Source organism: Nonomuraea sp. 3N208, from assembly GCF_052245935.1.
Classification (GTDB): domain Bacteria; phylum Actinomycetota; class Actinomycetes; order Streptosporangiales; family Streptosporangiaceae; genus Nonomuraea.
In genome coordinates, this window is record NZ_JBQQBR010000008.1 from 293,340 (window position 1) to 305,947 (window position 12,608).

General features: G+C 70.4%; 12 protein-coding genes. 3 read left to right on the forward strand and 9 right to left on the reverse strand.

Annotated features, from left to right (window positions below):
• Positions 1-47: 47 nt before the first annotated feature.
• The 6 genes from ACTWPT_RS14975 to ACTWPT_RS15000 form a co-directional block, all read right to left on the reverse strand.
• Entirely contained in the window at positions 48-740 is a 693-nt protein-coding gene (locus tag ACTWPT_RS14975; RefSeq protein WP_443177950.1) for an ABC transporter ATP-binding protein, read from the reverse strand.
• Positions 733-1,653 carry an ABC transporter ATP-binding protein gene (locus ACTWPT_RS14980; protein ID WP_443177951.1) on the reverse strand — a complete coding sequence of 307 codons (921 nt, stop codon included), beginning with the start codon at positions 1,651-1,653 and terminating at the stop codon, positions 733-735. The genes ACTWPT_RS14975 and ACTWPT_RS14980 overlap by 8 nt, the downstream gene beginning before the upstream one ends.
• On the reverse strand, positions 1,650-4,223 hold the full coding sequence (locus ACTWPT_RS14985; RefSeq protein ID WP_443177952.1) for an FtsX-like permease family protein: 2,574 nt from the start codon (positions 4,221-4,223) through the stop codon (positions 1,650-1,652). Before ACTWPT_RS14985 ends, ACTWPT_RS14980 begins: the two co-directional genes overlap by 4 nt.
• The gene (locus ACTWPT_RS14990) at positions 4,220-7,252 is read right to left on the reverse strand and encodes an FtsX-like permease family protein (RefSeq protein ID WP_443177953.1); all 3,033 of its coding nucleotides are present in this window, start codon (positions 7,250-7,252) and stop codon (positions 4,220-4,222) included. The genes ACTWPT_RS14985 and ACTWPT_RS14990 overlap by 4 nt, the downstream gene beginning before the upstream one ends.
• 159 nt (positions 7,253-7,411) lie before the next feature.
• The gene (rpsT, locus tag ACTWPT_RS14995; protein ID WP_138667971.1) at positions 7,412-7,681 is read right to left on the reverse strand and encodes a 30S ribosomal protein S20; all 270 of its coding nucleotides are present in this window, start codon (positions 7,679-7,681) and stop codon (positions 7,412-7,414) included.
• A 108-nt stretch (positions 7,682-7,789) separates the two neighbouring features.
• Complete coding sequence (locus tag ACTWPT_RS15000) at positions 7,790-8,776, reverse strand: hypothetical protein (protein WP_443177954.1); 987 nt, start codon at positions 8,774-8,776, stop codon at positions 7,790-7,792.
• Between the two features lie 55 nt (positions 8,777-8,831).
• Between ACTWPT_RS15000 and lepA the strand changes: the two genes are divergently transcribed.
• Positions 8,832-10,661 carry a translation elongation factor 4 gene (gene lepA / locus ACTWPT_RS15005; RefSeq protein WP_443177955.1) on the forward strand — a complete coding sequence of 610 codons (1,830 nt, stop codon included), beginning with the start codon at positions 8,832-8,834 and terminating at the stop codon, positions 10,659-10,661.
• A 3-nt stretch (positions 10,662-10,664) separates the two neighbouring features.
• Here lepA and ACTWPT_RS15010 read toward each other — a convergent pair whose 3' ends face one another.
• Positions 10,665-11,081 (reverse strand): acyl-CoA thioesterase, encoded by a 417-nt coding sequence (locus tag ACTWPT_RS15010; protein ID WP_443177956.1) that lies wholly within the window; start codon positions 11,079-11,081, stop codon positions 10,665-10,667.
• Complete coding sequence (locus ACTWPT_RS15015; RefSeq protein WP_443177957.1) at positions 11,078-11,371, reverse strand: hypothetical protein; 294 nt, start codon at positions 11,369-11,371, stop codon at positions 11,078-11,080. Before ACTWPT_RS15015 ends, ACTWPT_RS15010 begins: the two co-directional genes overlap by 4 nt.
• A 59-nt stretch (positions 11,372-11,430) precedes the next feature.
• Between ACTWPT_RS15015 and ACTWPT_RS15020 the strand changes: the two genes are divergently transcribed.
• Entirely contained in the window at positions 11,431-11,922 is a 492-nt protein-coding gene (locus tag ACTWPT_RS15020; RefSeq protein WP_443177958.1) for a GNAT family N-acetyltransferase, read from the forward strand.
• A 7-nt stretch (positions 11,923-11,929) separates the two neighbouring features.
• On the opposite strand, the gene ACTWPT_RS15025 is transcribed toward ACTWPT_RS15020, so the two are convergent.
• On the reverse strand, positions 11,930-12,142 hold the full coding sequence (locus ACTWPT_RS15025) for a hypothetical protein (RefSeq protein WP_443177959.1): 213 nt from the start codon (positions 12,140-12,142) through the stop codon (positions 11,930-11,932).
• A 131-nt stretch (positions 12,143-12,273) separates the two neighbouring features.
• Between ACTWPT_RS15025 and ACTWPT_RS15030 the strand changes: the two genes are divergently transcribed.
• Positions 12,274-12,582, forward strand: a complete 309-nt coding sequence (locus ACTWPT_RS15030) for a hypothetical protein (protein ID WP_443177960.1) — start codon at positions 12,274-12,276, stop codon at positions 12,580-12,582.
• Positions 12,583-12,608 lie beyond the last annotated feature (26 nt).

The window sequence follows — 12,608 nt, forward strand, 5'->3', positions numbered from 1 at the left end:
GCGTGCCCAATGGAGGTGGCCGGGGTTCGCCGTCGCCCGCTAAGGGGTTAGGTCAGTGCCGCCTCGTTGACCACGCCGTCGCTGATCTCCAGCACCCGGTCGGCCAGCGTGATCAGGCTGGGGTCGTGGGTGGTGACCAGCGCGGTGACGCCTTCGCTGCGTACGAGGGCGCGCAGCAGCTCCATGATCTGCCGCCCGGTCTGCGAGTCCAGCTGCCCCGTCGGCTCGTCGGCCACGAGCAGGCGCGGCCGGTTCGCCAGCGACCTGGCGATCGCCACCCGCTGCCGCTGCCCGCCCGACAGCTCGTACGGCCGCTGGTTGGCGTGCGGTTCCAGCCCCACCAGGGCGAGCAGCATGCGGATCCGGGCCTCGCGTTCCTCTGCCGGCATCCGTACGAGCCGCATCGGCACCCCGACGTTCTCCGCCGCAGACAGGACGGGGATCAGACCGAACGACTGGAACACGAAACCCACCACATCCCTGCGCAGCTCCAGCAGCGCCTCCTCGGACATCGCCGTGACGTCGTGCCCCGACACGATCACCCGGCCCGCGTCCGGGCGGTCGAGTCCGCCGATCTGGTTGAGAAGCGTGGTCTTGCCCGAGCCGGAGCGGCCCCTGACGGCGACCAGTTCTCCGGGGAAGATCGAGAACGACACGTCGCGCAGTGCCACGACCTCCTTGGGCCCGGTCCGGTAGACCTTGCGCAGCCCTTCCACCACGACCAGGGGCGAATCAGTCACTTGACGGTTCCTCTCGCGACGGCCAGACGCCGATGTGGTCGGATTCGAGCTCCAGGCGCACGCGGCGTTCCATGTTGAGTGCGCTCATGAAGTCGCGCGGGAGCTGGAGCCGCCCCACCCGGTCGAGCACGGCGTACTCCTCGGCGATGATCTGCCCCTCGGCGCTCTCGCGCCGCAGCGTCTCGCTGCTGGTACGCCCGTCGCGAATGCCCACGGTCCGGTCCACCTGCTCCGACACCAGCGGATCGTGCGTCACGATGACCACGGTCACGCCCAGCTCCCTGTTGGCCGTCCGCAGCGCGGCGAACACCTGCTCCGACGTCTCGCTGTCCAGCTCGCCCGTCGGTTCGTCGGCCAGGACGAGCTGCGGGGAGTTGGCGAGGGCGACGGCGATGGCCACACGCTGCTGCTCGCCGCCCGACATTTCGGGAACTTTCCGGTTTGCGCAGGAGGCCACGCCCAGCAGCTCCAGCAGCTCCATTGCCCGCCCCCTCCGAGCGGCGCCGGCCAGCTTCATCGGCAGCTCGACGTTCTCCCGGGCGTTCAGATAGGGCAGCAAGTTGCGTGCCGTCTGCTGCCAGATGAAACCGACGACGGAACGCCGGTATCGCAGGCGGTCGCGTGGGCTCATCGACAGCAGGTCCATACCCCCCACCCTGGCCACCCCGGCCGTCGGCACGTCCAGCCCGGACAGGACGTTGAGCAATGTCGACTTGCCCGATCCCGACGCGCCGACGATGGCGACCAGCTCACCCTTGTCGATCACGAGGTCCAGGCCTTGCAACGCGACGACCTCGACGCCCTCGGTCTTGTAGATGCGTACGAGGTTGTCGCACACGATGTGCGCGTCCCCGCCGAACGCGGCCGTCTTCTGCGCGGCCCTGGCTTCAAGCTCGGACAGGGTCGGGTTCATGACGAATCTCCCACTCGGAGTACGGCGCCGAGGCTGCGGCGGCGGCCCATGGCGGTATGCGCGTACGCCCCCAGCGCGGCGGCGACGATCAGCCCCGCCGCCAGCGCACCAGGCGTGAGCAGGTCGGGCGTGTAGTCATGGACGGGCAGATCTCCGGCGTACGCGGACAGGTCCACACCGGGCCCGAGCGCGGTCGGCAGCCCAAGCCCCAGACCGAGCCCCACCAGCGCGGTCACGAGAACCATGGGAAGCACCTCCAGCACGGTCAACCGCCGCGCCTGCCGATCCGACAGCCCGAGCGTACGCAGGAACGACACCGCCCTGGCCCGGTCGGCGGCCCCGACGACCAGTGACAGGACGACGGCCACCAGCGCGTAGAGTCCCAGCGCCACCGTCGCCACGGCCAGCGTGGAGCGGACCGCGCCGGTGAGCGGGTCCTCCCGGATGGCGGCCAGCGCCCGCTCCTGCGAATCCACGGTCGCCGCCGGTACCAGCCGCGCCAGCTCGGCCGGCGAGGCGTCGCCCTTGATCAGCAACGTGTTCACCTCGAGCCGCGGCAACGCGCTCGGGGACATGACGATGAACTTCCCGCTGGACCAGAACCCGGGGACCGAGTCGATCACGCCTTGGGGGGTCACCCGCGGTCGCGACAACCATCCGACCTCGAACGTACCTCTGCCCCGCAGATCGGGCGAGACCAGCGCGGACGTGCCGCCGGACAGCGGCGGCAAGCTGATGGGCGTGCCTTCGACGAGCCGCCGCCACTGCGCCACGTCCACCGCGATGGCCGCGGCCCACTCAGGGGCGTCCGCGAGCTGTACCTGCCCCGTCTGCGCGACCACCATCTGCTCCACACCGTCCATGGCGCGCACCTTCTCGATGACGGAGGCGGGGATCTCCCCGACCGACGTCACCTTGATCGGCGCGCCTACCTGCTGCCAGGACGCCCGCACCTGCGTGCTCGCGATCCCGCTGGAGATCACCGTCGCGAAAACGGACACCGCCAGCGCCGGCAGCAGGATCAGCACCGGCAGCCCGCTGGCCGAGCGTGCCCTGGCCGCCCGGGTGAGCCCCAGGAACGGCACGGCGGCACGGCCGCGTGCGGCCAGCCGGACGAACAGCCGCAGCGGGTACGGATAGCAGCGCAACGTGATGAGCGCGGCCGCGAGCGTCAGCGCGACCGGCACGAACAACAGGAGCGGGTCTTGGGACAGCCCTCGCGCGCGCAGCAGGTACGCCCCCGTCAGCGCCAGACCCACGACCAGCACCTCCAGCGTGATCCGCCGGGCGGACGGCCGGGCGGCGACCACGTCGTCGCGCCGTTCGTGCAGGGGCGTGCGATGGGCTAGCGACACCCGCACCGCCGCGAACGCCACCGCCGTGACCACCACGACAGCCGGGCCCACGTGCACGACGGGGAGCACCGGCCCGGGCACGAGGAAGGACAGGGCGTACCCGGCCAGGGCCGCGGGTACCACGGCGAGCGCGGTCATCGCCGCCCCGGCGCCCGCCACCTGCCGCAGCGACCCGCCCCGCGCCCGCGCGAGCGCCAGCGTGTGCTCCATCCGATCGGTCAGCGACTGCACGCCCAGCACGATCACGCCGAGCGCGACCGCGAGCAGGCCCCCGAGCGCCAGGTAGATCACGGTCTGGGCGGCGGCCAGCGCCGCGCTGTAGTCGCCGAGCAGCTTGGGCAGCCCGGTGTCCAGGCGGTGCGGGCTGGTGGTCAGGTCCTGGACGGCCACCAGCCGCCCCAGCTCGGCGACCGCCGCGTCGATGTCCGGCTCGTCCAGCGCGCTCGCGGCCCGGCCGTCGAGGGGAAGGACCCAACGGTAGGTCAGGTGGCGGGCCTCGCCGCTGAGCGCCGTCAGTCCCGCGTCGGATGTCAGCGTCGTGAGGTGGAGCTCGTCGTCCATCCCGCCCGGTGGCCGCCGCTTGGCGACGTGCAGGATGTCGTTGTTGTGGCTCCAGTAGCGGTCGCCCGGGTTCTTGGCCTTGAAGAGACCGACGATCTTAATGGCGACGTAGTCGCTCTCGCCCAGCATCTTGGACTGGCCGACCCGGAGGTCCAGCTCCCGCAGCGCCTCCTCCACGACGCCGACCTCGACCAGCGGGATCGTCTCGCCCTCGTACCGCGTCGTGGACGGCGCGCCGGGCGCCCGGCCCTGCACCCAATCCACCCGCCGGTCGGCGTCGGACAGCCAGCCGAGGTTGATGTACGTCCCCCCGCCGGTGCCCGTGAGGGGTGTGCGGGAGGTCTTGGCGTTCATGTGACCGGAGGACGTGACCAGCGGTCGCAGCTTCGCGGGGAGGGTCTGGCGCCAGTGACGGTCGCGAGCTTCGAACTGGGCTCGTTGGTGCAGATCCTCATCGCGCGAACGCGGCTCCGAGGCCACCGTCAGGTCGGTCTGCACGGCGGGAGCGGTGGTCAGCGACCGGCGCAGCGCCTGGTCGAACGCCGCCTGCGTGGCCCGGGGCAGCCCGGCGAGCAGCAGGCAGGCGACCGCCGTCAGCGCGACGAGTACGGCCAGCGTGCCCGCGTGCGTCCGGGCCGGGAGTGGGATCCTCACCGCTCCTCCAAGACTTGCCCGCGCCGAAGGCGCCGTGACAGCCCGGCGACGATCGCGAACAGCACCCCGGCCATCAGCACCAGCATCGCGGCCGTGGCCGCCCACGGGATGTCGAGCAGCACGCCCGGCGTCACCGCCGACGCCTGCCCGGTCAGCACGATGTGCGGCACCACCAGCGTCCCGACGGCCACGGCGAGTCCGGTGCCGGCCGCCAGCGACAGCCCGATGACGAACGCCTGCTCCATCGTCAGCAGCCCGAGCACCTGCCGGGAACTGGTCCCGAGCGCCCGCAGGACGGCGAACTCCGCCCTCCGCTCCCGCGCCGCGACCGCCGCGTTGACCAGGAATCCGAGCGTCGCGAACCCCAGCGCCGCGGCGAACCCCAGCATCAGCGCCCCTTGCAGCCCGCTGGCGAGCGGGTCGTCCCGCAGCGTGGCGGCCAGCTCACGCTGATCGACCGCGGTCACGTCCCATTCAGGGCTCTTGCGAAGCGCCGCACGAGCCGGTGCGGTGTCGCCGGCGGCGAGCCACCACTCGGTGACGGGCCTGGGCGGCTGCGCAGCGGCCAGCTCGTGCGCCTGCAGCGTCCCCAAGTCGGCGAGGACGGCCTTCTGCCCGGCCGCTGCGGTCGGCATGCTCGCCACGACACCCACCACCTTGATCGGCAGGACCCGGCCGGCGATATTGATCCGCCCGGCCTGCCCGGCCCTCATCTTGAGCGTGGCGGCCAGGTCGGCGGTGAGCACCACGGGCAGCGGACCGAGGTTACGCAGCGGCCCGAAGGCGGCCACGCCGGGCACATCGCCGGAAGGCGGGGTCACCGCCACGTCCCGGCCGTCCACGCTCAGCCCGCCCAGCCTCAGCTCGGCCGGCGAGCTCGCGACGAGGCCGCGCAGCGACAACGGATACGTGATCTTCCCGGACCGCCCGGCCAGCGACCGCAGATCGAGGTCGATCCGGTTCTCGCCCTTTCGCAGCACGCCGAGCGGGAGGTCGCGCCACACGCCCAGCGCGTCGGACAACACCAGCCGCGCGGGCACCTCGGCGTCCGTCTCGACCCGCACGACGAGCGTGCGAGGCTGCCCGGGAAGGTCCAGCCTGCCCGCCTGTTCTCCGACGAGGGCCCGGGACAGCTCCGCGACCGTCTGCGCCGACAGGTCGGGGCGTAGCTGGAACAGCTCACCGAGCTCGGCCGCGTCGAGCCCGAGCAGCAGCGCGCTCTCGCTGCTCACCTCGGTCTGCCCGCGAAAGGCGGGGGCGGCCGCAGTGACGCCGGGCAGCGCGCTGAACGTCGTGCCCCGCCCGAGCGACCCCAGCTCCGGCCCGTCCGGCGGCCCCGACAGCCGCAGGTCGGCGCCGGCCTGGTGGCGGGCCTGGTCGAGTTGCGAGGCTCGCCAGGTGGCGGCGGTGGTCATGGACAGGACGCCGATCGCGATCGCCATGGTGAGCAGCAGCGCGGGACCGCCGTAGCTGAGCGGCCGCCTGCTGACCTGCCATGCCCCCAGCGCCGGGGCGAGCGTGGGCCGCCGGGCGGTCAGCCGCTCAGCCAGCCTCGACGCGCGCGGCACCAGCCGCAGCCCCAGCATGCCGCCCGCGAGCAGCGCCAGCGCGGGCCCTGAGATGATGAGCGGGTCGATGCCGAGCCCGCCCGCCGCCGTCGCGGTGACCGGCGCGCCGTAGCGCTGCAGCTGCCAGATCGCCAGCGCGGCCACCCCGAGGAGCCCCAAGTCCGCGCCCGCCCGCTCGATCAGCCCGCGCACGCCGCCGCGGCCGCGCGCCGACAGCTCCTCCACGTACGTGCGCCGGGCACCCGCCAGAGCCGGCAGCATCAGCAGCACGGCCGACGCCAGAGCCACGCCGAGCGACACGAGGAACGTTCCGAGGTCGGCCGCCGGCGCGAGACGCACTCCCGAGGCCCTGATCCACGGCAGCTGGTTGACCAGCGAGAGCAGCAGCGGGCCGAGGAACGGCGCGACGACCGCGCATGGCAGCGCCACCAACAGCGCCTCGCCCCCGGCCAGCGCGGCCAGTCGGATCGTGCCCGCGCCGCGCGAGCGCAGCAGCGCCACCTCCATGCGGCGGTGGTCGGCCAGCAGCCGTGCGGTGAGCATCAGCGCGTACCCGGCCAGCAACAGCAGCTGCAGCACTGGGATCAGCATGGTCGAGCGGGCCACCAGCGACGCGGTGCTGAGCTGGGCGAGGACCTCCGGCAGGCGACTGGCCACCACGCAGCTCACGCAGCCGGCCGCCGTCAGCCGCTCGCCCACCTGGTTCACCGCGTCCGCCATCGGGCGCAGCCGCTCGGGCGTCAGCGCGGACAGGTCGGGCTCCGCCGTCCAGATGGTCCTGACGTTGGTGGCGAAGCGTGCCACGAACGTCTCCCGCGCCACCATCAGCGGCCCGTAGGTGGTGAAGTCGCCGCGCTCGACGCCCCTGCTCAGTAACTGCTCGCCGGCCCAGCGCTCGTCCGATGGGTCGCGAAGCTGGAAGACGCCGACGATGCGGACCGTGACCGGGCGCGGGTCGAGCCGGCCCTTCGTGACGATCTCCCTGCCGACCTCGAATCCGGTGGCCGAGGACGCCGGCAGCGAGATCGCCGCCTCGATCGTCGATCCGCCGGCGCGCGGCCAGCCGCCGGAGATCAGCTCGGCGTGCCGGTCGAGCCCGTCGTAGCTGCCGAACCTGAGCAGCTCGGGCTGTTCCTTGCCGTCCTGGCCCGGCATGACGTACGAATCGGAGCGGAAGCTGGTGGTGATGGCCGGGACCGCGGCGTAGGCGCGGGCGAGCTCGTCACGTACCGCCCGGTCGTAGGCGGGAAAGGTCTCGGCGGTGATCTGGGCGCCGACGGTGGCCGCCGTCTGGCGGTACGAGGCCGTCTCCATCGTCCTGCGGACGCCGGCGTCGGCGATGGACGAGGCATACATGGTCAACGCGACCAATGTGGTGGTCGCCAGCAGGATCGACCCGAATGCGGCCAGGAGGAGCAATGGCTCGCTGAACGCCCTCTTGACGATCAATGGCCCCCGCATGGGTCCCATTGAAGGCGCCCTGAACAGAGGACCGGAAGGCGATCACCGCAACGGTGACGGACCCGGTATGCCCACGTGATATCGAAACTGTGACAAAAGCGCACACAAATCAAGAACGCCGCACCCTTAACCGGGTGCGGCGTCTCTATCAGCCAGGTCTTACTTGGCGGCCAGCGCCGCGGCCTGCTTGGCGATCGCCGACTTGCGGTTGGCGGCCTGGTTCTTGTGGATGACGCCCTTGCTGACGGCCTTGTCCAGCTGACGGGCGGCGGCCTTCTGCAGCGCCGCAGCCTGCGCGACGTCGCCCTGCTCGGCGGCCTCGCGGAACTTGCGGACAGCCGTCTTCAGAGAGGATTTGACTGCCTTGTTGCGCAGACGAGCCTTCTCGTTCTGCTTGTTGCGCTTGATCTGGGACTTGATGTTCGCCACGAAGAAGCCTCGGTGAAGGTCTGGGTGATGGATGGGGCGCGCGGGCTCGAGAGAGGGCGCGCCACACGCAGTTGAACAGGATACCAATAACTCGGGGGCCTGCCCAAATCAACGCCAGCGTGTCGTGTACTCTCGCCAGTCCTCTTCCGTGGCGGCGAAGTCCACGTAGAGGGCGAGGCCGAAGCGCTCGCGCCGCCCGTGCTCGGTTAGTGCCAGCCTAGCGCCCTCCGCGGCCATCGCGACGCTCTCGGCCGTGTCTGCCCACGCCAGCCCGTGGTCGTGGTAGGCCGGGGCGCCGATGAGCAGCAGCTTGTCGTCGGGCACCAGGTCCAAGGCCAGCTCCGCCTGGCGGGCCGCGTAGCCGCCGTAGAGGGATTGAAGAGGCGTGAAGGAGTCGTAGGTCATGACGGCCACCTGATCCACCCGGCTCACGACCTGCTGGAAGTAGCCGGGTGACCAGTATTTGTCGTGGCTCAGGATCGCTCTGGCGGTCAGACGCATGCCCGGGTACGGCTCGATCTGCGGGACCGACGTGGACAGGAGCTTTGTGTGCTGCCTGGTGCGTTCCAGCAGGTCCAGGAACTCGCTGTCGTCGTCGCCGATGGGCTCGAAGTTGTAGTGGATGCCGTCGTAGCCCTGTTCCATGATGGCGGCGACGCCGGCCAGGACGTTCTCGCGGGACTTGGGGTCGTCGAGGTCGAGGCCGTTCTTGACGCTCTGGCCTAGCCAGGCGGAGACACGGACGGCCGGAAGGTGCTTATGCATCCACTTCACGAAATTTGCTGCGCTGGGGTATTTAGACGGTTTCAGGCTGCCGTCCCATTCGAAAGGGCCGGAGTGGACGTACACGTCCTTGATGCCGGTGGCGCGTAACCGTACCGCTAACTGCTCGACGTCGGGCTCCGTGCGGCGGCCGTCCACCCACATGTGGCCCAGCCAGAGGGCGTCGTTGCCAGTGCTCTTCGCCCAGGCCGCCGGGGCACCGGTAAACTGAAGACGGAGCGCGGCGGCGAGGAGGGCGGCCAGCGCGACCACGACGGCCAAGGCAAGCGCGAGCAGGCGCAGGCCGCGGCGGATGACGGTTCGGGCAATCACCCGGGCATGTCACCATGAAAGACGCTTGACCTCAACCCTGTCGAAACGGACTTCGGTGCGCACTCAGCCTGGCCAGACCGACCCCGCGTTGATCCGCAACTTCTGCATCATCGCGCACATCGACCACGGCAAGTCGACCCTTGCCGACCGGATGCTGCAGATCACCGGCGTGGTCGACGAACGCTCCATGCGCGCGCAATACCTCGACAGGATGGACATCGAGCGCGAGCGCGGCATCACGATCAAGTCGCAGGCCGTCCGGCTGCCGTGGGACGGCCACGTGCTCAACATGATCGACACTCCGGGGCACGTCGACTTCACCTACGAGGTGTCCCGTTCGCTGCAGGCGTGCGAGGGCGCGGTCCTGCTGGTCGACGCGGCCCAGGGCATCGAGGCGCAGACGCTGGCCAACCTCTACCTGGCCATGAACGCCGACCTGCACATCATCCCGGTCCTCAACAAGATCGACCTGCCCGCGGCGCAGCCGGAGAAGTTCGCCGAGGAGCTGGCCGGGCTGATCGGCTGCGATCCGTCTGATGTGCTCAGGGTGTCGGGCAAGACCGGCGAAGGTGTGCGCGAGCTGCTCGACCACGTGGTCCAGACGGTCCCGGCGCCGGTCGGCAACGCCGACACGGCCGCCCGGGCGCTGATCTTCGACTCGGTCTACGACACCTACCGTGGCGTGGTCACCTACGTCCGGGTCATCGACGGGCACCTCGGCAAGCGCGAGCGCATCCTGATGATGTCCACCATGGCCACCCACGAGACGCTGGAGATCGGCGTCATCTCGCCCGAGCCCAAGGTCTCCGACCGGGGCCTCGGCGTCGGCGAGGTGGGCTACCTCATCACCGGCGTGAAGGACGTGCGCCAGTCGCGCGTGGGTGACACGGTCACCTCCGCGGTCAAGCCGGCCGGTGAGATGCTGGCCGGCTACGAGCACCCGAAGCCGATGGTGTTCTCCGGGCTTTATCCGATCGACGGCGACGAATACCCCGAGCTGCGCGAGGCGCTCGACAAGCTCCAGCTCAACGACGCCGCGCTCGTCTACGAGCCGGAGACCTCTGCCGCGCTGGGGTTCGGTTTCCGCGTCGGCTTCCTCGGACTGCTCCACATGGAGATCGTGCGCGAGCGGCTGGAGCGCGAGTTCGGGCTGTCGCTGATCTCGACCGCGCCCAACGTCGTCTACCGCGTGGTCATGGAGGACGGCAAGGAGCTCACGGTCACCAACCCGTCGGAGTTCCCGTCCGGCGGCAAGATCGCGCAGGTCTTCGAGCCGGTGACGAAGTCCACCATCCTGGCGCCCTCCGAGTTCATCGGCGCGATCATGGAGATCTGCCAGGGGCGGCGCGGGCAGCTGCTCGGCATGGACTACCTGTCGGAGGACCGGGTCGAGATCCGCTACACGCTGCCGCTCGGCGAGATCATCTTCGACTTCTTCGACCAGCTCAAGTCGCGCACCCGCGGCTACGCCTCGCTCGACTACGAGCCGGCGGGGGAGCAGGAGTCCGACCTGGTCAAGGTCGACATCCTGCTGCAGGGCGAGCCCGTGGACGCCTTCAGTGCGATCGTCCACAAGGACAAGGCGTACGGATATGGCGTCGACATGGCGAAGAAGCTGCGTGAGCTGATCCCGCGGCAGCAGTTCGAGGTGCCGATCCAGGCCGCCATCGGGGCCAGGGTCATCGCCCGCGAGAACATCCGCGCCATCCGCAAGGACGTCCTCGCCAAGTGCTACGGCGGAGACATCTCCCGTAAGCGCAAGCTGCTGGAGAAGCAGAAGGAAGGCAAGAAGCGGATGAAGATGGTCGGCCGGGTCGAGGTGCCCCAGGAGGCCTTCGTCGCCGCGCTGTCCACCGACTCCAGCACCGACAAGGCCAAGAAGTAACGTTCAGAGCCCCAGGATCTCCGGTGTGCGCGCGAGCGCGCGCCAGCGTGACCTGGGGTCGGCGAGCAGCCGGCGGGCTTGGAGGTCCATCAGCGCGCCGACGCCGGTCATCTCGGCGGCCAGGACGCCGTCCGCGCGCCTGAACTCCTGCCTGACCAGGAACGTCCTTCCGTCGCTCCACTCGAACGCGCACGTCACGTCCACCTCGTCGCCGCCGCGCAGCTCCCGGTGGTAGCGGATGGTGTTCTCCAGGGTGACGGGGCCGATGCCGCTGGTCAGCAGGTCGTCGATCGAGATGCCGGCGGCGCGCAGGCACTCCCAGCGGGCATGGTCGCCGTACTGGTGGTAGACGGCACCGTTGACGTGGCCCTGCGTGTCGAGCTCGTAGCCGCGTACGGCGATGCGCACCGAGAAGGTCATGACCGCTCCTCCAGCCAGGTGTGGGATTTGGCGGTGAGGTAGCGCAGCCCGTCGTCACCGAGCTCCACCCACTCACCGCGCGCCCAGCCCCCCGTGGTCTGAGGGGCGAACCCGTGCCGCTGGAACAGCTCCGACGCCTCCTTCTGGGTGAGTCCACGGCGCCCCCACTCCCGGATGACCCGGGCCGTCCGCTCGTCCTCGCCCGCGTCCTGGTCACCGAGCGCACCCGCCAACTCCTCCAGCCCGCGCGCGATGAGCCGCAGCGCGGACTGGATCTTAGGTACGTCCATCCTCATCGCCAATCGATCGGTAGTGATTGCCCACCGATCCTAACGGCTACTCTGAAAGCATGGAAGTGGTGCAAACGGCGCGAATGCTGCTGTCTCGCGTCACAGCCGACGACCTGGCGGCCGTGCACGAGCTTCACTCCGATCCGCGTACGAACGTGTACAACCCCTCCGGGCCCTCCCCTGATCTGGAATCCAGCCGGGCCATGCTGGATCTGTGGCTCGCCGACTGGGACGAGCGCGGGCTCGGGTATTGGGCGGTGCGGCTGCTCGGGGAGCCGGAGGTGATCGGCTTCGGCGGTTTGCGCCGCGCCGTCGTCGACGGGGACGAGGTGCTCAACCTTTACTACCGGTTCTGGCCGTCCGCGTGGGGGCACGGCTACGCGCTGGAGCTCGTCGAGGCGGCGCTACGGGTCGGGAAGGGCCTCGGAACGGTGGTGGCGGTGATCCGCGACACGAACGTGCCGTCACGGAGGGTGGCGGAGCGTGCGGGCATGCGGAAGGACCGCACGATTCCGTACGGGGGAGTGCCGAGCGACGTGTACGTCGCCTGAGCCGGCTTCAGCGCCCGGCTCGCCACACATAACCCGCCAGCACCGCCACACCTGCCACCGCTTGGGCCGCCAGCAGCGCGTCCGGCTCAGGCGGCGAATACGCCCGCGCGATCGCGGCGGGCAGGCCTCGGCCGACCACAGCCACGATCCCGCCGGCGGCCACGGTCAGGCTCATCCCGCGCAACACGGGGTTGCCGCCGACTTCGACCGTGAGGTCCACAACGCGGATGATCGAAGTCGTACGCCGTCCGAGCGTACATAGTCCGCCTGTTCGCCCGCGCGACGGCCGGGCTTCTGTCGGTGGCGCCGACTACCGTTTGTTCCCGAACACCTGTGCGACTGGAGGGTGACATGATTGCTTCTGAGCGATTCGAGCGTGCCGCGGCGCTGGGGGTCGCTGTGGCAGAGGAGACCCGGCGGCTGCTGAGGAGGCATCTGGACGCGGCCGGAGCGGAGGGGGACGACGGCACCGTGCTGGTCGACGTGCCCTATCCGGACGCCGAGGTGGTCACGGCACTGCTGGACGTGGCGGCCGAGTGCTTCGGCGAGCGGGGTGACTCGATAGAGGAGACCAGGCAGGCGGCGCTGGAGACGTTGTTACAGCTGGCCGGATTCGACGCCGAGTCGCAGCTCAACTGGGGCGAGCTGGGTGGCCGGTAAAGGGTTCGCCGATCGAAGTGCCCCTC

Coding starts and splice junctions, on each gene's coding strand:
- ACTWPT_RS14980 (WP_443177951.1), bottom strand. CDS start 1,653: ATGAACCCGACCCTGTCCGAGCTTGAAGCCAGGGCCGCGCAGAAGACG.
- ACTWPT_RS14990 (WP_443177953.1), bottom strand. CDS start 7,252: ATGCGGGGGCCATTGATCGTCAAGAGGGCGTTCAGCGAGCCATTGCTC.
- ACTWPT_RS15010 (WP_443177956.1), bottom strand. CDS start 11,081: ATGACCTTCTCGGTGCGCATCGCCGTACGCGGCTACGAGCTCGACACG.
- ACTWPT_RS15015 (WP_443177957.1), bottom strand. CDS start 11,371: ATGGACGTACCTAAGATCCAGTCCGCGCTGCGGCTCATCGCGCGCGGG.
- ACTWPT_RS15020 (WP_443177958.1), top strand. CDS start 11,431: ATGGAAGTGGTGCAAACGGCGCGAATGCTGCTGTCTCGCGTCACAGCC.
- ACTWPT_RS15030 (WP_443177960.1), top strand. CDS start 12,274: ATGATTGCTTCTGAGCGATTCGAGCGTGCCGCGGCGCTGGGGGTCGCT.